Source organism: Brevibacillus brevis (assembly GCF_001039275.2).
Classification (GTDB): Bacteria; Bacillota; Bacilli; order Brevibacillales; family Brevibacillaceae; genus Brevibacillus; species Brevibacillus brevis_C.
Genome location: NZ_CP030117.1, coordinates 240,342 through 265,000, shown reverse-complemented (window position 1 = coordinate 265,000; position 24,659 = coordinate 240,342). Strand labels below are relative to the sequence as shown.

The 24,659-nt window shown below is 47.4% G+C and carries 42 protein-coding genes (1 of these 42 only partly in view); 2 read left to right on the top strand and 40 right to left on the bottom strand.

Features of this window, described 5'->3' with window-relative positions; genetic code table 11:
* Nucleotides 1–563, bottom strand: the 5' portion of a protein-coding gene (locus AB432_RS01610; RefSeq protein ID WP_048035669.1) for a KinB-signaling pathway activation protein. 25 nt of this gene lie to the left of the window's left edge; only the first 563 of its 588 coding nucleotides appear in the window; its start codon is at nt 561–563; its stop codon lies beyond the left edge, outside the window.
* Between the two features lie 125 nt (nt 564–688).
* Here AB432_RS01610 and gerD point away from each other — a divergent pair, with 125 nt between their 5' ends.
* Nucleotides 689–1,342 carry a spore germination lipoprotein GerD gene (gene gerD / locus AB432_RS01605; protein WP_048035668.1) on the top strand — a complete coding sequence of 218 codons (654 nt, stop codon included), beginning with the start codon at nt 689–691 and terminating at the stop codon, nt 1,340–1,342.
* Between the two features lie 52 nt (nt 1,343–1,394).
* Here the strand turns inward: gerD and AB432_RS01600 are convergent, their stop codons facing one another.
* The 38 genes from AB432_RS01600 to rpsJ form a co-directional block, all read right to left on the bottom strand.
* Nucleotides 1,395–2,507 (bottom strand): P-loop NTPase, encoded by a 1,113-nt coding sequence (locus tag AB432_RS01600; RefSeq protein ID WP_048035667.1) that lies wholly within the window; start codon nt 2,505–2,507, stop codon nt 1,395–1,397.
* A gap of 111 nt (nt 2,508–2,618) precedes the next feature.
* Nucleotides 2,619–3,335 carry an N-acetylmuramoyl-L-alanine amidase CwlD gene (cwlD, locus tag AB432_RS01595; protein ID WP_137031380.1) on the bottom strand — a complete coding sequence of 239 codons (717 nt, stop codon included), beginning with the start codon at nt 3,333–3,335 and terminating at the stop codon, nt 2,619–2,621.
* Nucleotides 3,336–3,459: 124 nt separating this feature from the next.
* Nucleotides 3,460–3,852, bottom strand: coding sequence for a 30S ribosomal protein S9 (rpsI, locus tag AB432_RS01590; protein WP_005828788.1), 393 nt, complete (start codon nt 3,850–3,852; stop codon nt 3,460–3,462).
* A 20-nt stretch (nt 3,853–3,872) separates the two neighbouring features.
* Nucleotides 3,873–4,310 (bottom strand): 50S ribosomal protein L13, encoded by a 438-nt coding sequence (gene rplM / locus AB432_RS01585; protein ID WP_012684005.1) that lies wholly within the window; start codon nt 4,308–4,310, stop codon nt 3,873–3,875.
* A gap of 254 nt (nt 4,311–4,564) precedes the next feature.
* On the bottom strand, nt 4,565–5,299 hold the full coding sequence (truA, locus tag AB432_RS01580) for a tRNA pseudouridine(38-40) synthase TruA (protein WP_048035665.1): 735 nt from the start codon (nt 5,297–5,299) through the stop codon (nt 4,565–4,567).
* Nucleotides 5,296–6,093 (bottom strand): energy-coupling factor transporter transmembrane component T family protein, encoded by a 798-nt coding sequence (locus AB432_RS01575; protein WP_012684003.1) that lies wholly within the window; start codon nt 6,091–6,093, stop codon nt 5,296–5,298. Before AB432_RS01575 ends, truA begins: the two co-directional genes overlap by 4 nt.
* A 2-nt stretch (nt 6,094–6,095) precedes the next feature.
* Complete coding sequence (locus AB432_RS01570; protein WP_048036022.1) at nt 6,096–6,968, bottom strand: energy-coupling factor transporter ATPase; 873 nt, start codon at nt 6,966–6,968, stop codon at nt 6,096–6,098.
* Entirely contained in the window at nt 6,944–7,795 is an 852-nt protein-coding gene (locus tag AB432_RS01565; RefSeq protein WP_048035664.1) for an energy-coupling factor transporter ATPase, read from the bottom strand. Before AB432_RS01565 ends, AB432_RS01570 begins: the two co-directional genes overlap by 25 nt.
* A 168-nt stretch (nt 7,796–7,963) precedes the next feature.
* Nucleotides 7,964–8,323: a 50S ribosomal protein L17 gene (gene rplQ, locus AB432_RS01560; RefSeq protein WP_012684000.1), complete on the bottom strand. Its 360-nt coding sequence runs from the start codon at nt 8,321–8,323 to the stop codon at nt 7,964–7,966.
* A 56-nt stretch (nt 8,324–8,379) separates the two neighbouring features.
* On the bottom strand, nt 8,380–9,324 hold the full coding sequence (locus AB432_RS01555; RefSeq protein WP_005828801.1) for a DNA-directed RNA polymerase subunit alpha: 945 nt from the start codon (nt 9,322–9,324) through the stop codon (nt 8,380–8,382).
* Between the two features lie 156 nt (nt 9,325–9,480).
* Nucleotides 9,481–9,882 (bottom strand): 30S ribosomal protein S11, encoded by a 402-nt coding sequence (rpsK, locus tag AB432_RS01550; protein WP_005828803.1) that lies wholly within the window; start codon nt 9,880–9,882, stop codon nt 9,481–9,483.
* Between the two features lie 16 nt (nt 9,883–9,898).
* Nucleotides 9,899–10,267 (bottom strand): 30S ribosomal protein S13, encoded by a 369-nt coding sequence (gene rpsM, locus AB432_RS01545; RefSeq protein ID WP_012683999.1) that lies wholly within the window; start codon nt 10,265–10,267, stop codon nt 9,899–9,901.
* 21 nt (nt 10,268–10,288) lie between these two features.
* Nucleotides 10,289–10,402 carry a 50S ribosomal protein L36 gene (rpmJ, locus tag AB432_RS01540; protein WP_003333770.1) on the bottom strand — a complete coding sequence of 38 codons (114 nt, stop codon included), beginning with the start codon at nt 10,400–10,402 and terminating at the stop codon, nt 10,289–10,291.
* Between the two features lie 34 nt (nt 10,403–10,436).
* Nucleotides 10,437–10,655 (bottom strand): translation initiation factor IF-1, encoded by a 219-nt coding sequence (infA, locus tag AB432_RS01535; RefSeq protein WP_003333772.1) that lies wholly within the window; start codon nt 10,653–10,655, stop codon nt 10,437–10,439.
* A 118-nt stretch (nt 10,656–10,773) separates the two neighbouring features.
* On the bottom strand, nt 10,774–11,520 hold the full coding sequence (map, locus tag AB432_RS01530) for a type I methionyl aminopeptidase (protein WP_048035663.1): 747 nt from the start codon (nt 11,518–11,520) through the stop codon (nt 10,774–10,776).
* A gap of 6 nt (nt 11,521–11,526) precedes the next feature.
* Complete coding sequence (locus tag AB432_RS01525) at nt 11,527–12,171, bottom strand: adenylate kinase (RefSeq protein ID WP_048035662.1); 645 nt, start codon at nt 12,169–12,171, stop codon at nt 11,527–11,529.
* Between the two features lie 60 nt (nt 12,172–12,231).
* Complete coding sequence (gene secY / locus AB432_RS01520; protein WP_048035661.1) at nt 12,232–13,527, bottom strand: preprotein translocase subunit SecY; 1,296 nt, start codon at nt 13,525–13,527, stop codon at nt 12,232–12,234.
* The gene (rplO, locus tag AB432_RS01515; RefSeq protein ID WP_007716272.1) at nt 13,527–13,967 is read right to left on the bottom strand and encodes a 50S ribosomal protein L15; all 441 of its coding nucleotides are present in this window, start codon (nt 13,965–13,967) and stop codon (nt 13,527–13,529) included. The genes secY and rplO overlap by 1 nt, the downstream gene beginning before the upstream one ends.
* A gap of 33 nt (nt 13,968–14,000) precedes the next feature.
* Nucleotides 14,001–14,186, bottom strand: coding sequence for a 50S ribosomal protein L30 (rpmD, locus tag AB432_RS01510; protein WP_012683995.1), 186 nt, complete (start codon nt 14,184–14,186; stop codon nt 14,001–14,003).
* Nucleotides 14,187–14,202: 16 nt separating this feature from the next.
* Entirely contained in the window at nt 14,203–14,700 is a 498-nt protein-coding gene (rpsE, locus tag AB432_RS01505; protein ID WP_007716268.1) for a 30S ribosomal protein S5, read from the bottom strand.
* A gap of 18 nt (nt 14,701–14,718) precedes the next feature.
* On the bottom strand, nt 14,719–15,081 hold the full coding sequence (gene rplR, locus AB432_RS01500) for a 50S ribosomal protein L18 (protein ID WP_047074697.1): 363 nt from the start codon (nt 15,079–15,081) through the stop codon (nt 14,719–14,721).
* A gap of 32 nt (nt 15,082–15,113) precedes the next feature.
* Nucleotides 15,114–15,650 carry a 50S ribosomal protein L6 gene (rplF, locus tag AB432_RS01495; RefSeq protein WP_048035660.1) on the bottom strand — a complete coding sequence of 179 codons (537 nt, stop codon included), beginning with the start codon at nt 15,648–15,650 and terminating at the stop codon, nt 15,114–15,116.
* A 35-nt stretch (nt 15,651–15,685) separates the two neighbouring features.
* Complete coding sequence (gene rpsH, locus AB432_RS01490) at nt 15,686–16,084, bottom strand: 30S ribosomal protein S8 (protein ID WP_048035659.1); 399 nt, start codon at nt 16,082–16,084, stop codon at nt 15,686–15,688.
* 27 nt (nt 16,085–16,111) lie between these two features.
* Entirely contained in the window at nt 16,112–16,297 is a 186-nt protein-coding gene (locus tag AB432_RS01485) for a type Z 30S ribosomal protein S14 (protein ID WP_007716256.1), read from the bottom strand.
* 24 nt (nt 16,298–16,321) lie between these two features.
* Nucleotides 16,322–16,864 (bottom strand): 50S ribosomal protein L5, encoded by a 543-nt coding sequence (gene rplE, locus AB432_RS01480; protein ID WP_007716254.1) that lies wholly within the window; start codon nt 16,862–16,864, stop codon nt 16,322–16,324.
* A 26-nt stretch (nt 16,865–16,890) separates the two neighbouring features.
* Nucleotides 16,891–17,205 (bottom strand): 50S ribosomal protein L24, encoded by a 315-nt coding sequence (rplX, locus tag AB432_RS01475; protein ID WP_007716253.1) that lies wholly within the window; start codon nt 17,203–17,205, stop codon nt 16,891–16,893.
* A gap of 49 nt (nt 17,206–17,254) precedes the next feature.
* Nucleotides 17,255–17,623, bottom strand: coding sequence for a 50S ribosomal protein L14 (rplN, locus tag AB432_RS01470; protein ID WP_012683990.1), 369 nt, complete (start codon nt 17,621–17,623; stop codon nt 17,255–17,257).
* 41 nt (nt 17,624–17,664) lie between these two features.
* A complete protein-coding gene (rpsQ, locus tag AB432_RS01465; protein ID WP_012683989.1) occupies nt 17,665–17,931 on the bottom strand; it encodes a 30S ribosomal protein S17 in 267 nt (88 codons plus the stop codon).
* Between the two features lie 22 nt (nt 17,932–17,953).
* On the bottom strand, nt 17,954–18,151 hold the full coding sequence (gene rpmC / locus AB432_RS01460; RefSeq protein WP_012683988.1) for a 50S ribosomal protein L29: 198 nt from the start codon (nt 18,149–18,151) through the stop codon (nt 17,954–17,956).
* The gene (rplP, locus tag AB432_RS01455; RefSeq protein WP_007716249.1) at nt 18,141–18,575 is read right to left on the bottom strand and encodes a 50S ribosomal protein L16; all 435 of its coding nucleotides are present in this window, start codon (nt 18,573–18,575) and stop codon (nt 18,141–18,143) included. Before rplP ends, rpmC begins: the two co-directional genes overlap by 11 nt.
* Before the next feature lie 2 nt (nt 18,576–18,577).
* On the bottom strand, nt 18,578–19,240 hold the full coding sequence (gene rpsC / locus AB432_RS01450) for a 30S ribosomal protein S3 (RefSeq protein WP_048035658.1): 663 nt from the start codon (nt 19,238–19,240) through the stop codon (nt 18,578–18,580).
* A 13-nt stretch (nt 19,241–19,253) separates the two neighbouring features.
* Nucleotides 19,254–19,586 (bottom strand): 50S ribosomal protein L22, encoded by a 333-nt coding sequence (gene rplV / locus AB432_RS01445; RefSeq protein WP_047074707.1) that lies wholly within the window; start codon nt 19,584–19,586, stop codon nt 19,254–19,256.
* Between the two features lie 29 nt (nt 19,587–19,615).
* Nucleotides 19,616–19,897, bottom strand: coding sequence for a 30S ribosomal protein S19 (gene rpsS / locus AB432_RS01440; protein ID WP_007716246.1), 282 nt, complete (start codon nt 19,895–19,897; stop codon nt 19,616–19,618).
* A gap of 49 nt (nt 19,898–19,946) precedes the next feature.
* A complete protein-coding gene (rplB, locus tag AB432_RS01435) occupies nt 19,947–20,777 on the bottom strand; it encodes a 50S ribosomal protein L2 (RefSeq protein ID WP_012683985.1) in 831 nt (276 codons plus the stop codon).
* Nucleotides 20,778–20,809: 32 nt separating this feature from the next.
* On the bottom strand, nt 20,810–21,100 hold the full coding sequence (rplW, locus tag AB432_RS01430) for a 50S ribosomal protein L23 (RefSeq protein ID WP_007716243.1): 291 nt from the start codon (nt 21,098–21,100) through the stop codon (nt 20,810–20,812).
* Nucleotides 21,100–21,723: a 50S ribosomal protein L4 gene (rplD, locus tag AB432_RS01425; RefSeq protein ID WP_016742844.1), complete on the bottom strand. Its 624-nt coding sequence runs from the start codon at nt 21,721–21,723 to the stop codon at nt 21,100–21,102. The genes rplW and rplD overlap by 1 nt, the downstream gene beginning before the upstream one ends.
* 20 nt (nt 21,724–21,743) lie before the next feature.
* Entirely contained in the window at nt 21,744–22,373 is a 630-nt protein-coding gene (gene rplC, locus AB432_RS01420) for a 50S ribosomal protein L3 (protein WP_048035657.1), read from the bottom strand.
* A 149-nt stretch (nt 22,374–22,522) separates the two neighbouring features.
* The gene (rpsJ, locus tag AB432_RS01415) at nt 22,523–22,831 is read right to left on the bottom strand and encodes a 30S ribosomal protein S10 (protein WP_005828858.1); all 309 of its coding nucleotides are present in this window, start codon (nt 22,829–22,831) and stop codon (nt 22,523–22,525) included.
* Nucleotides 22,832–23,187: 356 nt separating this feature from the next.
* Here rpsJ and AB432_RS01405 point away from each other — a divergent pair, with 356 nt between their 5' ends.
* Nucleotides 23,188–23,574: a globin domain-containing protein gene (locus AB432_RS01405; RefSeq protein ID WP_048035656.1), complete on the top strand. Its 387-nt coding sequence runs from the start codon at nt 23,188–23,190 to the stop codon at nt 23,572–23,574.
* 25 nt (nt 23,575–23,599) lie between these two features.
* On the opposite strand, the gene AB432_RS01400 is transcribed toward AB432_RS01405, so the two are convergent.
* The gene (locus AB432_RS01400; RefSeq protein WP_048035655.1) at nt 23,600–24,535 is read right to left on the bottom strand and encodes a DMT family transporter; all 936 of its coding nucleotides are present in this window, start codon (nt 24,533–24,535) and stop codon (nt 23,600–23,602) included.
* Nucleotides 24,536–24,659 lie beyond the last annotated feature (124 nt).

Below are 24,659 nucleotides of genomic sequence, written 5' to 3'. Positions count from 1 at the left end.
TGCAATTGCATGACTTGCCAGACGTTACAAAACAATAGTGGGACAAGCATGGACAAAGTGGCACGCACATTATCTTCCTTCAATGCCGGAATCCATTCTAGTGCCGTAACGACAAACATAAAGAACGTCGTCGGTATCCATGCAGATTTATTGGTCAGACTCACTTTTCCATATGCGGTAACAATAGCGACAATCAATAATAGCGTTGGCTCAATAAAGTACGTGCCAAATCCTTTTCCTTCACCGAAGGACGTATAGCGTAGATAAATCATATCGAAAAAGACAAACAAAATAAGAAATACTTGGACACTTTTCCACAGGGAAGGTGTTTTAAATATCGTTTTAGCGAAATAATTAATCGTCATATACGCAAAAAAACCCATCTGAGCCACAATACTAATGGTCATTCCATACAGTAGATACATGAACAAGCCGACAAAAAAGTTACCCGTACTTCCTACGAGCAGCTTGTCTAAATAAAAAATAAGGGCAACCAGGATCCCACCTAATCCCCCAAGCAAGAGCGTGGTAATAAAAAGCCATCCATACTTACGTAAACTCACCAAGTATTCCCTCCCATCCACATCGAATATGATTGTACCAATGGATACAAGAAAATACTAGCGTAAGAACAAAACAAAATGCACACGTTACTTGTAGGCAGAGTAAAGAAGGAGGTGTCCACCCCATGAGAAAAAAGACAATGTCTTTTTGGTTAACCGCTCTTTTCTGTCTGGTGCTGACCAGTTGCGGGGGTAGCGGACAAGCACAAAGTTCGTCTCAGCCTGATTATAAAAACGTCAAAGACATGGTGCTGGACATATTGCAGACGGACGAAGCGAAGCAATCTGTAAGTAAGATGATGAAGGACGAAAAGTTTAAACAAAATCTGATGCTCGACGAATCGACAGTACGGACAACTTTGATTCAAAGCATGACGAATCCCAATAGCACGCACATCAAAGAGGCGTTTAAAGACCCTAAGTTTGCAAGCGCCATGGCGAAATCCATGAAGAACGAGCAAAAAACGCTAATGAAGGACCTGATGAAGGACCCTGAATACCAAAAAGAGCTTATAAGCGTAATGAAAGACCCTGAATTTGAGAAAAATTTGATGGACCTGATGAAAAGCTCTGCTTATCGACAACAAACCATGCAAGTGATGAAGGAATCCCTGCAAAGTCCTTTGTTCCAGGCTGAACTCATGAAGATCATGACCAAAGTTTCCGAGGACATGACAAAACCAAAGGAACTGAAGCCGAAGAAAAAAGGAAAGGGAAAAGAAGGTGGTGGAGGTTCCGGTGGCGGCGGTGGTGGTGGCGGCGGCAACCCTTCCTCCTAAAACGCAAAGGTGAGCTCTATTGCAGAGCCCACCTTTTTCATCTTCTTGGATATTATTGTTTGACAGCTTCCCCGCATTTTTCTATGACACGTTTGGCCATATCGATGTACAGCTGACCAATTTCCGTCTTTTCTCCATAAATCGATGGGGAATAATCAGGTTCAGATGGATGATTATCTGGTTGGCCCAGTGGAATTTGAGCGAGCAACTCACATGCCAATGTCTCGGCAAGCTTAGCCCCTCCACCACGCCCGAATACGTACTCTTTCGAACCATCCTTTGCTTCGTACCACGCCATGTTCTCCACAATACCGAGGATTTCATGACCAGTCCGTTTTGCCATAGCTCCTGCGCGAGCTGCTACAAACGCTGCAGTAGCATGAGGAGTCGTTACCACAATCTCCATGCTTTGCGGAATCATGGTGTGTACGTCGAGGGCCATATCACCCGTTCCTGGAGGCAAGTCCAACAAGAGGTAATCCAATTCTTCACCCCAGTGTACTTCCGTGAAAAAGTTACGCAGCATTTTACCTAACATAGGGCCTCGCCAAATGATCGGAGAGTTATCCTCCACAAAAAAGCCCATGGACATAACCTTTACGTTTTGCTTTTCAACAGGCAGAATGGTTTCACCAATTACCGTTGGACGTTGTTCAATATTCATCATATCGGGCACACTAAAGCCGTAAATGTCTGCGTCGATAATGCCCACTTTTTTTCCTAAACGCGCGAGCGCAACAGCCAGGTTCACTGTCACCGTCGATTTTCCGACGCCACCTTTTCCGGAAGTGACCGCAATAAAGGTCGTATTTGAATCCTTCGCCAAGATCGGGTTCAAGAGGGGAGCTTGTCCCGGTGCCATGTTATGTGTTTGCCCACCTTGGTTCTTCCGAAGCTGGGCAGACAGAGCAGCACGTTCCTCGTCTGTCATTGATCCGAATTGCAGGCGTACTTCTTCGGCTCCTAACGCTTTCACAGCTGCGATGACATCGTCCTCGATCTTGGCTTTGAGTGGACAGCCCGAAATCGTCAGAACGACCGTGAGGCTTACTGTCTTGCCTTCAATATGGATATCCCGAATCATGTTGAGCTCGACCAAGCTACGATTAATTTCAGGGTCTTTTACATCGCGTAGTGCTTCGAGAACCTGTTCTCTGGTCAACATTCTGGTTCACCTCATCTATGATCTTTTCAAACATTTCCATGCTGGTATAACGACAGCGTATGCGCGTTCATTATAGCATATTCGGGCGGTAGGGACACGACCACCGCCCTCTTAAGGTGTAATTGGTGCTTTTTCTCCCGAGTACTGACGTAAGATCCCCTGATAAATGGCATTTGCCATAGCCTTTTGGTATTCAACGCTCTGAAGTCGCTTTGCCTCCTCCGTATTGCTGACAAAGCCTACTTCTACCAAAACGGCCGGGCAGTTTACCTCCCGAATCAAGAACACATTATTCGTCTTACTCGGAACCCGATCTGTATGACCGATCACCCGTTTGATTTCATCTTGTATCAAATAAGAAACTTCTGCGCTCTTTTTGAAGCTAGGGGAATAAAAAGTCTGTGCACCCGACCATTTCGGAGAAGGGATGGAATTGACGTGTATACTGACCAAAAAATCCGGTGTACTATCATTGACCAGCCTTACTCGGTTTCGGATATCCTCAGATTTTCGTTTGCGTGCCTGCGCCGCATCTGGACTCGCCAAATCCTTGTCTTCCTCCCTCGTCATAACTACAAACGCTCCTGACTGCTGAAGGAAATCCCGCAAGTACATGCTAATGGCCAACGTCACTTCTTTCTCCACCACATCCCCAGCTTTGGAAACGGCACCGCCGTCTATTCCCCCATGCCCAGGGTCAATGGCTATGACCGTTCCCGTCAACGGCAACGACCATGCCTGCCAGGAAGAGCGATCAGGCGCTTCGTAGGTGAACAACAGCATGAGTACCGCAAAAGCCAATATCCAGCCTACTCCTTTTCGTGTCACAGTGTATCGTCCCCTTTGTCCCATTCTCGTTCCATCATATGGACAAACATGGACAAATATACCCGTTTGTGAAAAGGAAAAACCCCCTGCCTGCGAACAGACAAGGGGTTGTATCGAACAGCAATTAGCGCTTGGAGAATTGAGGTGCGCGACGAGCTGCTTTCAAGCCGTATTTCTTACGTTCTTTCATACGAGGATCGCGAGTCAGGAAGCCAGCGCGTTTCAGAGCGCCGCGCAGTTCCGGATCTGCTTTCAGCAGAGCGCGAGCAACGCCGTGACGGATTGCACCAGCTTGACCAGTGGTTCCGCCGCCGTTTACGTTAACCAATACATCGTAACGACCAAGAGTTTCAGTCAGAACGAGTGGTTGTTTTACGATCAATTTCAGTGTTTCCAAACCAAAGTAAGTATCCATTTCACGCTTGTTGATCACGATGCGACCTTCACCTGGAACCAGGCGAACGCGTGCTACGGAGTGCTTACGACGACCTGTACCGTAGTATTGTACTTGTGCCACGTATATTTCCTCCCTTTACCTTAACCGCGAATTTGCCAAACTTCTGGTTTTTGTGCTGCGTGTGGATGCTCAGTTCCAGCGTATACTTTCAGCTTGGTGAACATTTGACGTCCCAGGCTGTTTTTAGGCAGCATGCCTTTTACCGCCAGTTCGAACATACGATCTGGGCGTTTGTTCAGCATTGCGCCAGCAGTGGTCTTTTTCAAACCACCTGGATACAGGGAGTGAGTGTAGTAAATTTTGTCATTCAGTTTGTTACCAGTCAATTTCACTTTGTCAGCGTTGATTACGATTACGAAATCGCCAGCGTCAACGTGAGGAGTGAATTCTGGTTTCAATTTTCCGCGCAGGATAGAAGCTACTTCGCTCGCCAGACGACCCAGCGTTTGGCCTTCAGCGTCAACGATGTACCATTTGCGCTCAACTTCGAGCGGTTTCGCCATATATGTGGTACGCATTTTTGTCCCTCCTAAATATCTTACCTAACACATATCCATCTACTTATAACCAAAACAACCGAAACTTGCAATGGAAGATAATTGCTGTTACGGGTGAGCAACTCTTCCAGGTGTTCCATGTATTCACGATCTTGTCTTTCAATCCCGGGGCTAGAGTGGGGCTAGGCGGGGTTAAAATACCAAGGAATATCGTACTACATAGACGCCCCTTAGTCAAGTGCTGCTCGTTCGTCTAATAGTTGGAAATCAGAGAACTAGTAGACAACTTCCCACATGGTCAGACCCTTGGCTGGTGCTGTCTTACCTGCCTTTTCCCGATCACATGCCGCGAGGATTTCCCTCAGTTCAGCAGGGCTTCTTTTTCCTTGCCCTACTTCAACCAAAGTCCCCACAATAATTCGAACCATGTTGTACAAAAAACCATTGCCTCGGCATGTCACCCATACCTCGTGTCCGATTTTTTCCACGGTGAGCCCGTACACAGTCCGAACCTTGTCCTCGACGAATGTTTTTGCCGAGCAAAAGGAAGTAAAATCATGTTCACCCACCAAATAATGAGCAGCCTGCTGCATCGCGTCCACATCTAACGGAAACCGGACATGGTCGGCGTAACGATGTCGAAATACATCTGCCACTGGATTGTTGTCGATGCAATATCGATATTCTTTTACTTGCACGTCAAAACGCGCATGAAAAGAGGCATCGACCTCTTCGACTGTCCGAATGACAATAGAATCAGGCAATTGATTGTTCAACACAAACCGCCATTTATCCATCGGAATGTTACTCGACGTGTCAAAGTGAATCACTTGACCTCGTGCATGAACGCCCGCATCTGTCCGGCCCGACCCGAAGACTTGAATATCTTCTCCGGTAACCCGATTCAATGCGGCTTCAATTTCACCCTGGACCGTTACTTGATCTGGCTGTACCTGAAAACCACTGAAGTCAGTTCCGTCATATGCTAATACACATCGCAGTCGCTTCATGTACGCCACCATCCAATCACGATTACCAAGATCACACTCACAACAGCTACGATTCCATCACGCCAAGTAAACGTCAGCTTATTCAGCCGCGTTCTACCCACTCCCCCGCGATAGCCACGAGCTTCCATCGCCAAAGCCAGCTCTTCAGCACGCCGAAACGCACTAACGAACAATGGGATAGCGATCGGAATCAGGTTCTTGGCTCTGCGTACGAGACTACCACTGGTGAAATTGGCTCCTCTGGCGGTCTGCGCCTTGATGATCTTATCCGTTTCTTCCATCAGGGTCGGAATGAACCGGAGTGCAATTGACATCATCAGGGCTATATCATGAACCGGTATGCCGATCTTCCCTAGTGGTCCTAGTAAACGCTCCAAACCCTCCGTCAAATCGATTGGAGAGGTGGTCAGTGTTAGCAAGGAACTAATGAGAATCAAAAGTCCCAAGCGCAAAGAAATGAAGATCGCCTGGCGAACTCCCTGTTCTTCTACTGTAAACCATCCCCACTGAAAGTAGACCGTTCCGCCTTTCGTAATAAAAATATGCAAGACGACGGTAAATAAAATCAGGATCCAGACTGGCTTTAAGCTTTTTAATATATAGGACAATGAAAGCCTAGAAAGAAGTGCAGCATACAAGGTAAAACCAATGAGTATGGCGTAGGTTACCGTATTGTTAGCCAGAAAAATCAAGGTAGCAAAAAGGATGATGAAGAGAAGCTTGCTTCGCGGATCTGCACGATGTAAAAAAGATTGCCCTGGTACGTATTGACCAATTGCGATATTCTGCAGCATGCCTAGCCCTCCTTTGGTACGGACAGTCGTTCCAGCAGATGGGCAATCAGCTCTTCCTCCCGATAAAGGGAGCTCGGCAGACTAGCCTTGTCCGGCAGCATTTGATTCATTTGCGATACAAGAGCCACCGTTTCCGGTACATCCAAAGACAGCTCTCGGAGACGGTCCACATGCATGAATACATCTTCCGGCTTACCCTGCAAAGCTACTTGGCCTTGTGCCATCACAAGCAAATAGTCTGCATAGCGGGCTGCCTCTTCCATGCTGTGCGTGACCAATAGTGTCGTGAGGTTTTGTTCCCGATGAATCCGGTAGATCCCTTCCAGAATCGTTACTCGTCCCGCAGGATCAAGGCCCGCAGTTGGTTCATCCAATACCAGAACCTTCGGCTGCATGGCAAGAACACCAGCCAAAGCAACACGTCGCATTTGCCCGCCACTCAAATGAAACGGCGAGCGATCCTTGATCGTGGCATAATCTAGGCCAACAATTTCAAGGGACTCCTTTACGCGGGCTTCCACCATTTCCGTTGGCAAGTCAAAATTGAGTGGTCCAAAAGCAACATCCTTCGCAACCGTTTCTTCAAACAACTGATGTTCAGGATATTGAAAGACGAGCCCAATATCGCGCCTTTGAGCATGGGGTAATCGCCGCTTTGGAGTAATGACCGCATCACCCAGGGTAATCTGCCCTGAACTAGGCATCAGCAAACCGTTCAAGTGCTGAATCAGCGTTGACTTACCTGAGCCCGTGTGGCCAATAATTCCGACAAACGAACCGGATGGAATCGTCAGCGAAATATTGTGTAAGGCAACTCGTTCGAACGGTGTTCCCTTTGCGTAGATATGGCTTACTTGGTCAAAAGTAATTTGCATACGTGCTCCACCAGCTCCTCTTGATGCAGGACAAACGGTAAATCAATCCCTTTGGATTGAAGTGCGTGTCGAAGTCGAACGGCAAATGGCACATCAAGTCCCACCTGTTTCAATCGATCTACCTCATTAAACACTTCAGTTGGCTTACCTTCCATCAGGACCTCACCCGCATTCATAACGATGACCTTATCCGAATAGATGGCTTCTTCCGGAAAGTGGGTAATGTTGATGATCGTGAGTCCCTCGTCACGGTTCAGTTGACGAGCCAGATTCAGCACTTCCATTCTCCCTTGTGGATCAAGCATCGCTGTCGCTTCATCCAAGATGATGACAGAAGGACGCATCGCCATAATCCCTGCGATCGCCACTCGTTGCTTTTGACCCCCAGACAGACGATGTGGTTGTGCCTGTAAATAAGACTCCATCCCTACAGAAACGAGCGCCTCATCAATGCGTTCTCGCATCTCTTTGGGGTCCACACCCATGTTTTCTAGGCCAAAGGCGACATCATCTTCCACTGTAGCCCCAACAATCTGATTGTCCGGGTTCTGAAAGACCATGCCAACATGTCGTCGGATTTCCCAAAGCTGCTCCCCATCTTTCGTATCCATTCCACTGATAAGTACTGTGCCGCCTTCTGGAAGCAACAGAGCATTCATCAGCTTTGCCATCGTTGATTTGCCGGAACCGTTGTGACCTAGTACGGATACAAAGGAACCTTTTTGAATGGTAAGGTCAACACCTTGTAATACCGGAACCCGTTGGCCATCCTCACCATCGTAGGTATAAGAAACATCTCGCAATGCCAGCAGGTTATCTTCATTCATGAGGCATTCACAACCTCCCCAGCCTTCACAGGGAACTGACTAGCAGGATTTCGATGAGAAAGGAAAAAAGGGTTGAATCAGAGTCCAGCCTATGACCAGATCTGCCCCCACCCTTTTCGCGGTAATCTACCAGGCTTAAAACCTCAGTAAACGACCAATTTACATGTATTAAACGAATTCGATGTACGCCATTGGAGCAGCGTCGCCACGGCGAGGGCCGGCTTTCAGGATACGAGTGTATCCACCGTTGCGCTCTTTGAAGCGAGGAGCGATTTCATCGAACAGTTTTTGAACAGCATCGCGGCCTTCAGCATTCGCAACTTCTTTGCGAACGAAAGCAGCAACTTGACGGCGAGCATGCAGATCGCCACGTTTCGCGAGCGTGATCATTTTCTCAGCGATTGGGCGCAGTTCTTTCGCCTTCATCTCTGTAGTTTCGATGCGCTCGTTGATGATCAGGTCTGTTACCAAGTCGCGGAACAGCGCTTTACGAGCTGAGCTACGACGACCCAATTTACGTTGTGCCATGTGGTTTACCTCCCTCTTAATCGAGAGAACAAAAGTTTGCCTCTTGGTTTGCTATTCTAATCGTCACTGCGCAGGGACAAGCCCAGTTCAGCTAACTTTTCTTGAACTTCTTCAAGAGATTTGCGCCCCAGATTGCGTACTTTCATCATGTCCTCTTCGGTCTTCTGCGTCAGCTCTTGCACGGTATTAATACCGGCACGCTTCAAGCAGTTGTAGGAACGAACGGAAAGATCGAGCTCTTCGATAGTCATCTCCAAGACTTTCTCTTTCTTGTCCTCTTCCTTCTCTACCATGATTTCTGCATCCTTCGCCTCGTCAGTCAGACCAACGAACAAGTTCAGGTGCTCCGTCATGATTTTTGCGCCGAGACTCACGGCTTCTTCCGGACTGATGCTACCGTTAGTCCAAACCTCAAGTGTTAACTTGTCATAGTTGGTCATTTGCCCTACACGGGTATTTTCCACTTGATAGTTAACGCGCTTGATCGGCGTGTAGATCGAATCAATCGGAATCACACCAATAGGCAGATCCTCAGATTTGTTTCCGTCAGATTGAACATAACCACGACCACGTCCAGCTGTCATGCGGATATGCAGACGACCGCCATTGGCCAACGTTGCAATATGAAGATCAGGGTTTAAGACCTCCACATCACTGTCAGCACGGATATCTCCCGCTTTGACAACGCCTTCGCCTTCTGCATCGATCTCGATTACTTTTTCTTCATCGGAATGGATCTTCAGCGCCAAGCCTTTGATGTTCAGGATGATCTCGGTTACATCTTCAACGACGCCTTCAACCGTAGAGAATTCGTGAAGAACCCCATCGATTTGAACAGTACGAACTGCCGCGCCTGGCAAGGACGAAAGAAGAATTCGTCTCAGCGAGTTGCCAAGGGTAGTTCCGTATCCGCGCTCTAGAGGTTCTACAACAAACTTTCCATACGAGTTGTCGTCGCTAACTTCCACAACCTCGATTTTTGGTTTTTCTATTTCTATCATTAAACAAACCCTCCTTCAAAACGTCGAAATCCTTGGGTGGGCCGCATACGTGCCCACTCAGGAATTTCCCCGGCGGTTTACCGTTTGCGTGCATGACAAGCTATAAATCAGAATTTACCATTCTAGTATGGACATGTTCTGAACGATATAAACCAGTTACACGCGGCGACGTTTTGGTGGACGGCAACCGTTGTGCGGAATTGGCGTCACGTCTTTAATCATGTTCACTTCAAGACCAGTTGCTTGCAGGGAACGGATCGCAGCTTCACGACCAGCACCTGGGCCTTTTACCGATACTTCAAGGGAACGCATACCGTGTTCCATAGCAACGCGTGCAGCCGCTTCAGCAGCCATTTGCGCAGCAAATGGAGTGCTTTTACGGGAGCCTTTGAAGCCGAGGGAACCAGCACTGGACCAAGAGATCGCGTTACCGTGTGGATCCGTGATAGTGACAATCGTATTGTTGAAAGTTGAGCGGATGTGTGCTACGCCGACTTCAACATTCTTACGGTCACGACGACGGGTACGAGTTGCTGTAGCTTGTTTTCTTTTCGCCATGTCAGATTACCCTCCTTTACTTCTTCTTGTTTGCTACTGTACGGCGTGGACCTTTACGCGTACGAGCATTTGTTTTAGAACGTTGACCGCGAACTGGAAGTCCACGACGATGACGGATGCCACGGAAGCAACCGATTTCCATCAGACGCTTGATGTTGAGGGAGATCTCACGACGGAGGTCACCTTCCACCTTCACAGTTTTGTCGATGTACTCACGAAGTTTGTTCACTTCATCTTCTGTCAGATCGCGAACACGAGTGTTCATGTCTACGCCAGTAGCGGACAGAATTTTTTGAGACGTGGGGCGGCCAATACCAAAAATGTAGGTAAGAGCAACTTCAACGCGTTTTTCGCGCGGCAAGTCTACGCCTGCAATACGTGCCATGTGTCAAAAGCACCTCCTTGTTTACCCTTGTTTTTGCTTATGCTTCGGATTTTCACAAATAACCATTACGTTACCTTTGCGACGGATAACCTTGCATTTCTCGCAGATCGGTTTAACCGAAGGTCTCACTTTCATGGTTCTTGCCTCCCTTTTCTAGGGGTTTTGCTTACTATTTATAGCGGTACGTAATACGTCCGCGGGTTAAGTCGTACGGCGACAGTTCAACAGTTACTTTATCCCCCGGCAGGATACGGATAAAGTGCATGCGGATTTTTCCTGAGACGTGAGCAAGGACTTTATGTCCATTCTCTAATTCTACTCGAAACATAGCATTTGGCAAAGGTTCGATTACCGTACCTTCCACCTCAATTACATCATCTTTTGCCATGGTAAACTCTCCTTTCTTCTGCTCTTCAGTCGGACCATGAGTTTTGCGAAATGATCACACAACGAACTTATCGTCGACACGTTGGACGACAATCCCGAACCGTTCGGAACTACCGTTTTTATGTCCGTGTAAAAATCTCATAGCCATCTTCCGTAATCGCGATGGTGTGTTCAAAATGAGCACAAGTTTTCCGATCCACTGTTACTACCGTCCAATTGTCCTCCAATGTGCGGACATAACGTTCGCCGGCATTTACCATTGGCTCAATTGCCAACACCATGCCTGGTTTTAACCGCGGTCCTCGATCAGGAGGTCCGTAGTTAGGAACCTGCGGATCTTCGTGCAAGTTTTGCCCGATCCCATGCCCCACATACTCGCGAACGAGTGTGAAGCCGGCAGCTTCTGCATGAACCTGAATCGCATGAGAGATATCGGATAAGCGTCCACCCGGAACAGCTTTTTCAAGCCCCTTGTACAATGACTCTTCCGTTACTCTGAGCAGCTTCTGGTTTTCTGTTGAAATCTGACCGACCGGATACGTCCAAGCGGAGTCGCCATGGTAACCCTGAAACTGGGCACCAATGTCGATACTGATAATGTCTCCTTCTTGCAACGCCCGTTTACCTGGGATCCCGTGTACGAGTTCTTCATTGACTGAAGCACAGATACTTCCTGAAAAGCCACCATAGCCTTTAAACGATGGAATTGCTCCCATGCTTCGAATAAAGGTCTCGGCAATTTCGTCTAGCTGCTTCGTCGTGACACCAGGCTTGATCGCCTTGGCCAGTTCTTGATGGGTGAGTGCGACGATACGACCAGCTTCGCGCATAACCTCAAGTTCTGCTTTCGACTTTAGGATAATCATTCGCAATTACCCTCGCAACAAAGACTTAATTTCCGCAAACACTACCTGGATATCTTGTTCTCCATCGATATCTCGCAGAAGTTCCTGTGCGGAGTAGTAGTCGATAAGTGGCTGTGTTTGAGCGATATTTACGTCAAGGCGTTGTGTTACCACTTCGATCTTGTCGTCATCACGCTGATACAGCTTACCACCATCTTTATCACATACGCCAGCCTCTTTTGGAGGATTGAACATCGTGTGATAGCTAGCACCGCAAACAGGGCAGATCCAGCGACCGGTCAGACGTTCAATCAATTGCTCGCGTTGAACGTTGATGTTAATTACATGGTCAATTTCGCGTCCCAGCTCTTTTACTGTAGCTGTCAACGCTTCCGCCTGAGGAACTGTGCGCGGAAAACCATCTAAGAGGAATCCCTTTGCGCAGTCATCCATCGAAAGGCGCTCCCGCACAATACCAATGACGACCTCGTCTGGGACGAGATGACCTTTATCCATGTAGGATTTAGCCTCTAGTCCGAGCGGCGTTTCGTTTTTGACCGCAGCTCGGAACATGTCGCCAGTCGAAATGTGCGGGATGTCAAACTCTTTTACGATACGTTCTGCCTGTGTCCCTTTACCGGCTCCAGGCAGTCCCATCAGAATTATATTCACGTCCATTCCCTCCGTCCCATCAAAAAAGCTACAGATGCTTTTCTGTAAACATCCAAGTCATTACTTAATAAACCCTTGGTAGTGGCGTTTGATCATCTGACTTTCAATCTGCTTCATTGTATCCAAGCATACCCCGACCACGATCAACAGCGATGTACCGCCGATGAAAATGGATTGCGGCAAGTTTGCAATACTACCGAAGAAGAATGGCAAAATGGCAATTGTCATCAGGAACAAAGCGCCCGCCAATGTTAAACGGTTTAATGTACGAGTAATGAATACCTCAGTGTTTTTACCAGGTCGGATACCAGGAATGTAACCGCCATTTTTTCTCATGTTTTCTGCCATTTGTACAGGATTGATCTGTACGAATGTGTAGAAGTAGGTGAATCCGAGAATCAAGATAGCGTAAAGCGTCATTCCTAATGGTTTGTTGACTTGGAAGTTCTGATAAATCCAGTTAGCAAATCCTTGTCCAGATGCATCCACCCAGAACTGAGCAATCGTTGACGGGAACATTACCAGCGATACCGCAAAGATAACAGGAATAACACCAGCAGAGTTAATTTTCAGCGGAATGTGGGTAGATTGACCACCGTACATTTTGCGTCCAACCACTCGTTTCGCATATTGCACTGGAATCTTACGAAGACCTTGCTGCATAAAGATAACCCCGACAATAATGGCGAGGACCACCAATAGGATAAGCAGAACTTTGACGATGCTGAAAAAGATGTTTACAGATGGATCACCAAACATCGTGGTGTAAATCGTCGCAGCTGCATTAGGCAATCCAGCAACGATCCCGGCAACGATCAGGATCGAAATCCCGTTACCGATACCCTTTTCCGTAATCTGTTCCCCCATCCACATCATGAATGCGGTCCCAGCTGTCAAAGTCAACGCAATGAGTGCATAGCTGCTAACCGACGTGTCGTTTAGCAAACCAGGCGCCATATTGTTGAATCCAATCGTCATCCCTACAGACTGAATCAAACCAAGGATGATGGTAGCGTAACGGGTAACGGTGGCAATCTTGCGACGACCAACTTCCCCTTCACGAGCCCATTGCGTAAGCTTAGGCACAACATCCATGGACATCAGCTGCATGATAATCGATGCCGTAATGTACGGCATGATACCCATGGCAAAAATCGAGAAGTTTTGCAGTGCTCCACCTGAGAAGGTGTTCAACAAGCCCAGTAGTTGGTTTGTATTCTGCTGAAACAACTCGACATTTACGTTAGGAACTGGCACAAAGCTTCCGATCCGGAAAACGACCAGCATCATGAGCGTAAAAAGGATCTTGCGACGTAGGTCGCTAATTTTAAAAATGTTAGTTAAGGACGCTAACATTAGATCACCTCGGTTGTTCCACCGACTTGTGCGATCTTCTCAGCAGCAGCTCCGGAGAACTTGTGAGCTTTAACAGTCAGCTTCACAGTCAGTTCACCGTTAGCAAGAACCTTAACACCGTCGCGCAGCGCGCTGATAACACCAGTTTCTTTCAACAGCTCAGGTGTTACTACAGTGCCCTCTTCGAAACGGTTCAGCGCGTCCAAGCTAACAATCGCAAATTCTTTGCGGCTGATGTTAGTGAAACCACGCTTAGGCAGACGACGGTACAATGGGTTTTGACCACCCTCGAATCCAGGACGAACACCTCCGCCGGAACGAGCGTTTTGACCTTTGTGACCTTTACCAGCAGTTTTGCCAGTACCGCTACCAATACCGCGACCGATGCGCTTACGAGTGTGACGGGATCCTTCTGCAGGTTGCAGTTCATGCAATTTCATACGTTGCACCTCCTAACTAATTGAGATGTTCAATTAAGCTTCTACTTCTTTCACTTCTACCAAGTGCTTCACTTTGAAAACCATTCCACGAATTGCAGGATTGTCTTCCTTCACTACAGTGGAGTTGATTTTGCGAAGACCCAGAGCTTTTACAGTGTCTTGCTGATCTACTGTACGTCCGATCAGGCTGCGTTTGAGGGTGATTTGCAATTTTGCCATGTTCATTCCCTCCTTATTAACCCAACAACTCGTCAACAGTCTTACCGCGCAATTTCGCGACATCTTCCGCTGTTTTCAGACGGCCGAGACCTTCCAGCGTAGCGTTGACCATGTTGATAGGATTGTTGGAACCAAGAGACTTACTCAAAATATCGCCTACACCAGCCAGTTCGAGTACGGCACGAACAGGTCCACCAGCGATAACACCTGTACCAGGGGCAGCAGGCTTGATGAGAACCTTACCAGCGCCAAATTGGCACAGTACTTGGTGCGGAACAGTTGTTCCTCTCATCGGTACACGGATCAATTTTTTCTTAGCATCGTCAATCGCTTTGCGAATGGCGTCTGGAACTTCTTGAGCTTTACCCATACCAGCACCTACGTGGCCGTTACGGTCTCCCACAACAACCAAGGCGCTGAAGCTCATACGACGTCCACCTTTAACCGTTTTTGCTACACGGTTAACTGCGACTACTTTTTCTTCGAGCTCTAATTTGCTAGGGTCGATACGCATTCCTTACCCTCCTTGTTGTTAGAATTGCAGACCAGCTTCACGAGCTGCTTCTGCCAGTGCTTTAATACGTCCATGATAAATGTAACCACCGCGGTCAAAAATCACTTCTGTCGCACCTTTTTCTTGTGCACGCTTAGCGATCAGTGTGCCAACAGCTGTAGCAGCTTCCACGTTAGCGCCATTTTTCAGGCCCAGCTCTTTATCCAAAGAAGATGCAGATACCAGTGTTACGCCAGTTGCATCATCGATCAATTGAGCGTAGATATGCTTAGAAGAACGGAAAACGTTTAGACGCGGGCGAATGGTAGAACCAATCACGCGTTTGCGGATTCGCAGGTGGCGTTTTTTCCGAGCTTTGTTTTTATCAGCTTTCGTAAACATTAAGCGGCCTCCTTTCTCATGAAGCTAGAAGCTTATTTACCTTTTTTACCTTCTTTACGACGAACAACTTCATCGCTGTACTTGATACCTTTACCTTTGTATGGCTCAGGTTTACGCAGAGAACGGATTTCAGCAGCAATTTGGCCTACGCGCTCTTTGTTGATACCTTTTACCACCAAAGTGGTTTGGTTTGGTACATCGATTTCGATACCCTCTTCTGGAGTAACTTCCACTGGGTGGGAGAAACCAAGAGAGAGAGTAACACCGTTGCCAGACTTGGCAGCACGGTAACCTACACCGACCAGTTCCAGGGTACGAGTGAAACCTTCAGATACGCCAGTTACCATGTTGGATACCAGCGCACGAGTTGTACCATGCAGGGAACGGTGAAGTTTGTTATCGCTTGGACGCTCAACGATTACTTCGTTTTCAGCGATGTTGATTTTGATATCTTCATGGAAGCTACGAACGAGTTGACCCTTAGGGCCCTTTACCGTCAGCTCAGTACCGTTCAGAGTGAGGGTAACGCCTGCAGGGACCACGATCGGTTTTCTACCGACACGAGACATGTGGTGCACCTCCTGTGCTATTTACAATCTGTTAATTACCAAATGTATGCGAGAACTTCTCCACCTACATGAGCTTGACGAGCTTGCTTGTCAGTCATTACACCAGTGGATGTAGAGATGATCGCGCAACCGAGGCCACCCAAAACCTTTGGCACTTCGTTGTTTTTCGCATATACACGAAGACCTGGTTTGGAGATACGCTTCAGACCTGTGATGACGCGCTCGTTGTTAGTACCGTACTTCAGGAATACGCGGATGATTCCTTGTTTGTTGTCTTCAACAAACTCCGCATCGCGGATGAAGCCTTCTTCTTTCAGAATGCGCGCGATTTCCTTCTTGATGGTAGACGCCGGGATTTCCACCTTCTCGTGGCGAACCATGTTGGCGTTACGGATGCGAGTCAACATATCTGCGATTGGATCAGTCATAACCATGAGAGAAAACCTCCTTCCCGTTTCAAATTACCAGCTTGCTTTTTTCACGCCTGGAATTTGACCTTTATAAGCAAGTTCACGGAAGCAAATACGGCAGAGTTTGAATTTGCGCAATACGGAGTGAGGACGTCCGCAACGCTCGCAACGAGTGTACGCGCGTACTGCAAACTTCGGCTCCCGCTGTTGCTTGATGATCATTGATTTCTTTGCCACATTCTTCCCTCCTTACGAGTGGGTTTATTTACGGAATGGCATACCCATTTGAGTCAGCAACTCACGAGCTTCCTCATCCGTTTTCGCGGAAGTAACAATAACGATGTCCATACCACGAACTTTATCAATTTTATCGTACTCGATCTCAGGGAAGATCAGTTGTTCCTTCAGACCAAGTGTATAGTTACCGCGACCGTCAAAAGCCTTGGAAGAAATTCCACGGAAGTCACGAACACGCGGGAGAGATACGTTCATCAATTTATCGAGGAAGTGGTACATACGCTCGCCGCGCAGAGTTACCTTCGCACCGATCGGCATACCTTCACGCAATTTGAAACCCGCGATGGATTTCTTAGCCTTTGTTACTACAGGCTTTTGACCAGCGATGATTTGCAGGTCTTCAATTGCAGTATCCAAGGACTTAGCGTTAGCTACCGCTTCGCCAACACCCATATTGATGATGATCTTTTCTACTTTCGGCACTTGCATGATGGAAGTGTAGTTGAACTTGCTCATCAAACCAGGCACGATTTCGCTCGTATACTTTTCTTTCAATCTTGTTGCCATCTAGGATATCCTCCTTTCCAACCTGACTACTTGTCGAGTACTTCGCCAGACTTTTTCGCGTACCGAACTTTCTTGCCGTTATCCAAAACTTTGTAACCGATGCGAGTAGCTTTTCCGGACTTCGGATCGATCAAAGATACGTTGGATACGTGAATAGCTGCTTCTTGAGTCACAATGCCACCTTGCGGGTTAGCTTGGGACGGACGGCTATGTTTCTTCACGAGGTTGATACCTTCAACCAGAACGCGTTCTTTCTTTGGATAAGCAGCGAGAACGCGACCTTTTTTGCCTTTATCTTTGCCCGCATTTACGATAACAGTGTCGCCTTTTTTAACGTGCATCGCTTGGTGCACCTCCTATCGAACAAACTGCCTGAGTTTTGCCGTTCAATTAGATAACCTCTGGAGCCAGAGAGATGATCTTCATGAAATCCTTATCGCGGAGCTCACGAGCCACAGGTCCAAAGATACGAGTACCACGTGGGGATTGATCGTCTTTGATAACTACAGCTGCATTTTCATCGAAACGGATGTAAGAACCATCGTTACGACGAACGCCGCTTACTGTGCGTACTACTACCGCTTTAACTACTTGACCTTTCTTGACAACGCCGCCGGGTGTAGCGGATTTTACGGAGCACACGATAACATCACCGATGTTCGCCGTTTTACGACCGGAACCACCCAGAACCTTGATGCACATGAGTTCCTTTGCACCGGAGTTGTCAGCAACAGCCAATCTCGTCTGAGTTTGGATCATTTACTGTTCCTCCTTTCGGAATTAATATCCGAAAATCTGACTTATACGATTACTGCCTCTTCGACGATACGTACCAAACGGAAACGCTTGTCTTTCGACAATGGACGAGTTTCCATGATTTCTACGATGTCGCCCACTTTTGCCGTGTTGTTCTCGTCGTGAGCCTTGAACTTTTTCGAGAATTTCATGCGTTTGCCGTACAAAGGATGTGTCTTGTAAGTTTCAACAAGAACAACAATGGTTTTATCCATCTTGTCGGAAACAACGCGACCTACAACTGTTCGACGCATATTGCGATCTGCGGTCATCGTTCAAACCTCCTTCCTATAATTAGCCGATTCCCAATTCTCTCTGGCGCAGGACGGTTTTCGCACGAGCAATATCCTTACGCACTTGTTTAATACGAGATGTGGTTTCGAGTTGACCCGTAGCCAGCTGGAAACGAAGGTTGAACAACTCTTCTTTCAAAGAAGTAACGTTTTGTTCGATCTCGGCAGTGGTCAAATTACGGTACTCATTAGCCTTCATGTGCGTCACCACCCACTTCTTCACGCTTCACGAACTTGCACTTGATTGGCAGTTTGTGCATAGCCAGACGCATAGCTTCGCGAGCGACTTCTTCAGGAACACCAGCAAGTTCGAACATGATCTTGCCTGGCTTCACTACCGCTACCCATTTCTCAGGAGAACCTTTACCGGAACCCATGCGGACTTCGAGCGGTTTTTGTGTTACTGGTTTATCTGGGAAAATTTTAATCCAAACTTTACCACCACGTTTGATGTAACGAGTCATCGCGATACGAGCTGCCTCGATCTGACGGTTAGTTACCCAAGATGGCTCCATTGCTTGCAATCCGTATTCACCGAACGCAACAGTAGTACCGCCTTTTGCGTTACCAGCCATTTTCCCGCGGTGTTGTTTACGGTGTTTCACGCGTTTTGGCGTCAACATGATTACTTGCCTCCTTCCTCAGTAGCGACGTTCTTTCTCGCTGGAAGGACTTCTCCACGATAGATCCACACTTTAACACCGATGCGACCATAAGTGGTATGTGCTTCAGCAGTACCGTAGTCGATGTCAGCGCGCAATGTGTGAAGTGGAACAGTACCTTCGCTGTAACCTTCAGAACGTGCGATGTCCGCGCCGCCAAGACGACCGCTTACCAAGGTTTTGATACCTTTAGCACCAGAGCGCAGCGTACGAGTGATCGATTGCTTTTGCGCACGGCGGAAAGAAATGCGGTTTTCCAATTGGCGTGCAATATTTTCAGCTACCAGAGTAGCATCCAGATCCGGACGTTTGATTTCGTTGATATTGATATGAACGCGTTTGCCAGTCAGCTCAGTCAAAGATTTACGCAGAGTTTCAACCTCAGCTCCACCTTTACCAATTACCATACCAGGCTTAGCGGTGTGAATCGTAACGTTCACGCGATTAGCTGCGCGTTCGATTTCGATCGTGGATACAGCAGCATCTTTCAGACGCCCTTTTACATACTTACGGATTTTCAAGTCTTCGTGCAACAGAGTTGCGAAGTCCTTGTCAGCGTACCATTTGGACTCCCAGTCACGAATGACACCGATCCGAAGACCTACCGGGCTTACCTTTTGACCCACACGTAATCCCTCCTTATTTCTCGTTTAGTACCACTGTGATGTGGCTCGTGCGTTTATGGATGCGGCTAGCGCGACCCATAGCGCGCGGACGGAAACGCTTCAACGTAGGACCTTGGTCTACGAAGATTTTACCCACTACGAGACTGTTTGGATCCATCTCATAGTTGTGCTCAGCGTTTGCAATAGCCGACTTCAGTAGTTTTTCAACAACTGGAGAAGCTGCCTTTGGCGTGTGTTTCAAGATCGCCAAAGCTTCACCTACTTGCTTGCCTCTGATCAAGTCTACCACCAGGCGGACTTTACGAGACGCGATGCGAATATTGCGTGCAACTGCTTTTGCTTCCATCTTTGTACCTCCTCTCTGTCAAGAGAAAATTAGCGCTTCTTGGACTTCTTGTCGTTGTCGACGTGACCCTTGAAGGTACGAGTTGGTGCGAATTCACCCAATTTATGACCAACCATGTCTTCCGATACGTAAACTGGTACATGTTTGCGGCCATCGTAAACTGCAAACGTGTGTCCTACGAAGTCAGGAAAGATGGTGGAACGGCGAGACCAAGTTTTGATCACGCGTTTCTCGTTCTTTTCATTTTGCTCGTCAACTTTTTTCATCAAGTGGTCATCCACGAAAGGACCCTTTTTTAAGCTACGTCCCATTAGTGAACCTCCCTTCGCCAAAGGCGTTCGGTTATAGTATCAGCCTACCTTACTTCTTGCGGCGGCGGATGATGTATTGGTCGGACTTGTTCTTCTTCTTACGAGTCTTGAGACCCAGGGTTGGTTTACCCCAAGGAGTAACAGGTGCTTTACGACCGATTGGAGCGCGACCTTCACCACCACCGTGTGGGTGATCATTCGGGTTCATTACGCTACCGCGAACAGTTGGACGGATACCCAACCAGCGGGAACGTCCTGCTTTACCAATGTTCAACAGTTCGTGATCCAGGTTACCTACTTGACCGATAGTAGCACGGCATACGTTGTGGATGCGGCGTGTTTCACCGGAAGACAGGCGAACGATTACGAACTCACCATCACGACCAAGCAATTGAGCAGATGTACCAGCAGCGCGCACCAATTGGCCGCCTTTACCAGGTTTCAGCTCGATGTTGTGGATAGTAGTACCTACCGGGATTTTCTCCATTGGCAGTGCGTTACCGATTTTGATGTCGGCATCTGCTCCGGATACAATCTGGTCGCCCACTTTCAGGTTGTGTGGAGCGATAATGTAACGCTTTTCACCGTCTGCATAGTTGATCAGAGCGATGTTAGCGGAACGGTTTGGATCGTATTCAATGGTTGCTACGCGACCAATGATACCATCTTTGTTACGTTTGAAGTCAATAATACGGTATTTACGTTTATGACCGCCACCTTGATGACGAACGGTAATTCTACCTTGGTTGTTGCGACCAGCTTTTTTGCTGAGAGGCGCCAACAAGGATTTTTCGGGAGTCGACGTGGTGATCTCCTCGAAAGTAGAAACCGTCATTTGGCGACGACCAGGAGAAGTCGGTTTAAACTTTTTGATACCCATGTTAATACCCTCCTTTTCGGTAGTCGTCGAGGTTATACTCCCTCGTAGAAGGCCAATTCTTTGCTGTCATCAGTCAGCTTAACGATTGCTTTCTTCCACTCGGACGTGTAACCGGAGTATTTTCCGTAGCGTTTTGGTTTCGCAGGTACACGAACTGTGTTAACTGCTTCTACTTTTACGCCAAATACTTTTTCAACAGCTTGTTTGATTTCTGTTTTGTTGGCTTTGAGAGGTACTTCGAAAACGTACTTCTTCTCAGCCATCATATCAGTGGTGCGCTCGGTAATGACAGGGCGTTTAAGGACATCATGAAGGCTCTTCATTATGCGAGCACCTCCTCTACTTTCGCAACCGCTTCTTTCGTCACGATTACTTTGTCATGCGCTACCAGATCAAGAACGTTAATGCCTGCAGCATCTACGATTTTTGCACCTGGGATATTGCGGGAAGCGAGCGCTACGTTTTGGTCGTACTCGGAAGTAACGATCAGAACTTTGCGATCTACTTTCAGGCTGCTGAGTACAGCAGTCATTTCCTTAGTTTTAGGAGCTGCGAAGTTCAGAGCTTCCAATACCAGGAGTTCGTTGTTTTGTACTTTCGTGGAAAGTGCAGATTTCAGAGCCAAACGGCGAACTTTACGGTTCAGTTTGTAACCGTATTTGCGCGGAGTTGGACCGAATACAACACCGCCACCTTTCCATTGCGGAGAGCGAATGGAACCTTGGCGTGCACGACCTGTACCTTTTTGGCGCCATGGCTTGCGGCCACCACCACGTACTTCAGAACGGTTCTTTACATCATGTGTACCTTGGCGTTGGGATGCTTGTTGCATCACGATCGCATCGTACAGAACTGCGCTGTTAGGCTCGATACCAAATACGCTGTCTGCCAGATCGATTTCGCCAACTTGAGAACCGGTTTGGTTATAAAGAGCTACTTTCGGCATGTCAGTTCCTCCTTTCCTTACTAGTTCTTCTTGACTGCCGTGGATACCAGTACGCAGCTGTTTTTCGGACCAGGCACGGAGCCTTTTACGAGAACCAGATTGCGTTCTGCATCTACTTTAATTACTTCCAGGTTTTGAATAGTAACGTTGTCGCCACCCATTTGACCTGGCAGTGTTTGACCTTTAAATACGCGGTTCGGAGCTACAGCACCCATGGAACCTGGACCGCGATGGTAACGCGAACCGTGAGCCATAGGACCGCGGGATTGATTGTGACGTTTGATCGCACCTTGGAAACCTTTACCCTTGGATACGCCAGCTACGTCAACCATTTCTCCCTCGGCAAAAATGTCAGCCTTCAACTCTTGACCAACCTCGTAATCAGCGAGGTTAACTCCGCGAATTTCGCGAACGAAGCGCTTAGGAGCAGTATTAGCTTTTGCTGCATGTCCTTTTTCCGGCTTGTTAGCGCGCTGTTCTTTTTTGTCTTCGAAGCCGATTTGAATCGCTTCATAACCGTCAGTCTCAACGTCTTTCTTCTGAAGAACAACGTTGGAACCAACCTCGATGACCGTTACAGCAGTCGCTGTTCCGTTTGGACCAAAAACTTGAGTCATGCCAAGTTTTTTCCCTAAGATTCCTTTGGTCATTTGTGCCACCTCCTGTGCTTATTTCAGTAAAACGTTTTTATGTTGTATCAAGTCCCCACCGATGCGCAGGGGTGCCATTTTAAGGGTTTGTTGCTTGGTGTAACACGCTTATCAAGACAACGTCTGCGCGTGTATCGCTTTTTGGGACCTTACAGTTTAATCTCAATATCCACACCAGATGGCAGATCCAGACGCATCAAAGCATCTACTGTTTGTGGTGTTGGGTTCAAGATGTCGATCAAACGTTTGTGTGTACGCATCTCGAATTGCTCACGAGAATCTTTGTACTTATGAACCGCACGCAGGATCGTGTATACTGCTTTCTCCGTAGGGAGTGGAATTGGACCGGATACGTTAGCACCGGAACGCTTCGCAGTGTCCACAATTTTTTCTGCGGACTGATCCAGGATTTTGTGATCATACGCCTTCAAACGAATACGAATCTTTTGCTTTGCCATTGAAGTCCCTCCTTTTTCGCCCATTTTTTAAACAGACATTTCTCCGTGGAAATATCCTGCACCCCGGTCATGGCAAAGGGGCCGGGTGTGTCAGCAACCTCCCACATCATCGCAAGTCCATGACCAACATTCAATATTGTACTAAAAAGATTTGGGCAACGCAAGTTTTTTCTTGGGTTTCCGTATATTTTTTTGTACATAGTGTGCCTACTGAATGGCTCACCTTGAACATATTACAGATTTCAGGGAAGAAAGGCAAGCGGGATTACCTGCCAACTCACCAAGTCATCTTTCTATAATAGAAGGAAGTCGTTATACTTATAGTTGTAATCGTTATGAAATGGAGGGTTTCCTCAATGTCTGATGTAAATCAAACCCCTTATGAAATCATTGGCGGTGCAGATACTTTGGCCCGTCTTGTCGATACCTTTTACGATCTGGTAAAGCAGCATCCCGACATTACCGAGCTCTTCCCTGAAGATTTAACCCACGTGAAGGAACGTCAATATCAGTTTTTGACACAGTTTCTCGGTGGCCCAAGCCTGTATTCGGACGCCCATGGTCATCCGATGCTGAGAGCACGACACATGCCGTTCCCTATTGGACCTATACAGGCAGAGGCTTGGCTATCTTGTATGGATAAAGCCATGGACCTGACTGGACTGGAAGGCGAAATTCGCAAGCAAATCTTTGATCGGTTGCGATTAACTGCTCACCATATGGTCAATAAGTGGGATCAATAAGAAAAAGCGTAGGACAATTACTGTCCTACGCTTTTGTTGTTATATCAGAGCTTGCTGCCGCACGTGTAGCTTTCGGTCTCACCAAGCTACGAGATCCCAAATATACACCACCTACGATCATGCACAGTGCTAATAAGTGTACGAGTTGAAGGCTTTCTCCCAGGAATATCGCCGCAAATACCAAACTGGCCATCGGCATTCCATTTAAGAAAACAGCTGTTCGACTTGCTCCGAGCTGACGTATCCCATAATTCCAGCCTATCGACCCGAGTGCAGTTGACAGCGCACCTGAAGCAAAAATCACAAGCCACTGGAAGGAAGAAACGTCCAAAGATAGATAATAGGAAGCTGGTTGAACAGTCAATGCGACTCCCCACAAGAAGATGACCCCAAACATTTGCGATAAAGCCGTAATTAAGAGTACAGGTACACCTCTTACGACCAACTTCCGAATGAGTAAGCCACCCGTTACATACATGAGCATGGAGAAAAACATAATAGCATCTCCCCAGCCATTCATATGAAGACCGCCGTGTTGAGAGATGACAACAATCAACACTCCTGCAAAACCCATTCCAATGCCAAGCGCTTTTTTCAACGACATGCCTTCCCCTAAGAAAAGCATTGCCAAGAGCGCCGTTGCCAACGGATTTAATCCAAGAATAAGCGAGGCATTTCCTGCCGTCGTGTATTGAACACCGGCTGCAAGCGTTATTTGATGAAGCGCGATAGAACTAGCACCGACTCCGGCCAACAAGAACCAATCTATTTTGCTAAAACGCAAACTCTTTCGGTATATGAAGATGAGTGGCGATAAACAGATTCCACCAACAGTCATGCGTATAGCCGCGACATATAATGGAGGAAACGTTGTTAAATACTTGACCATGACGACGTTCAAGCCCCACAGCGTGACAACACCCGCAAGCATAAGAAACAATAATCGCTCATTATTTTTCATCTCTAATATCCCCCATCCAATCCTGATGGTATTGTAGCATATTGCTACAAGAGGCAAATTGAATGATTTTGATGGGAGTTATTTAAAAGTTCGATAATTGCACATAAAAAAACCCGACAACCAA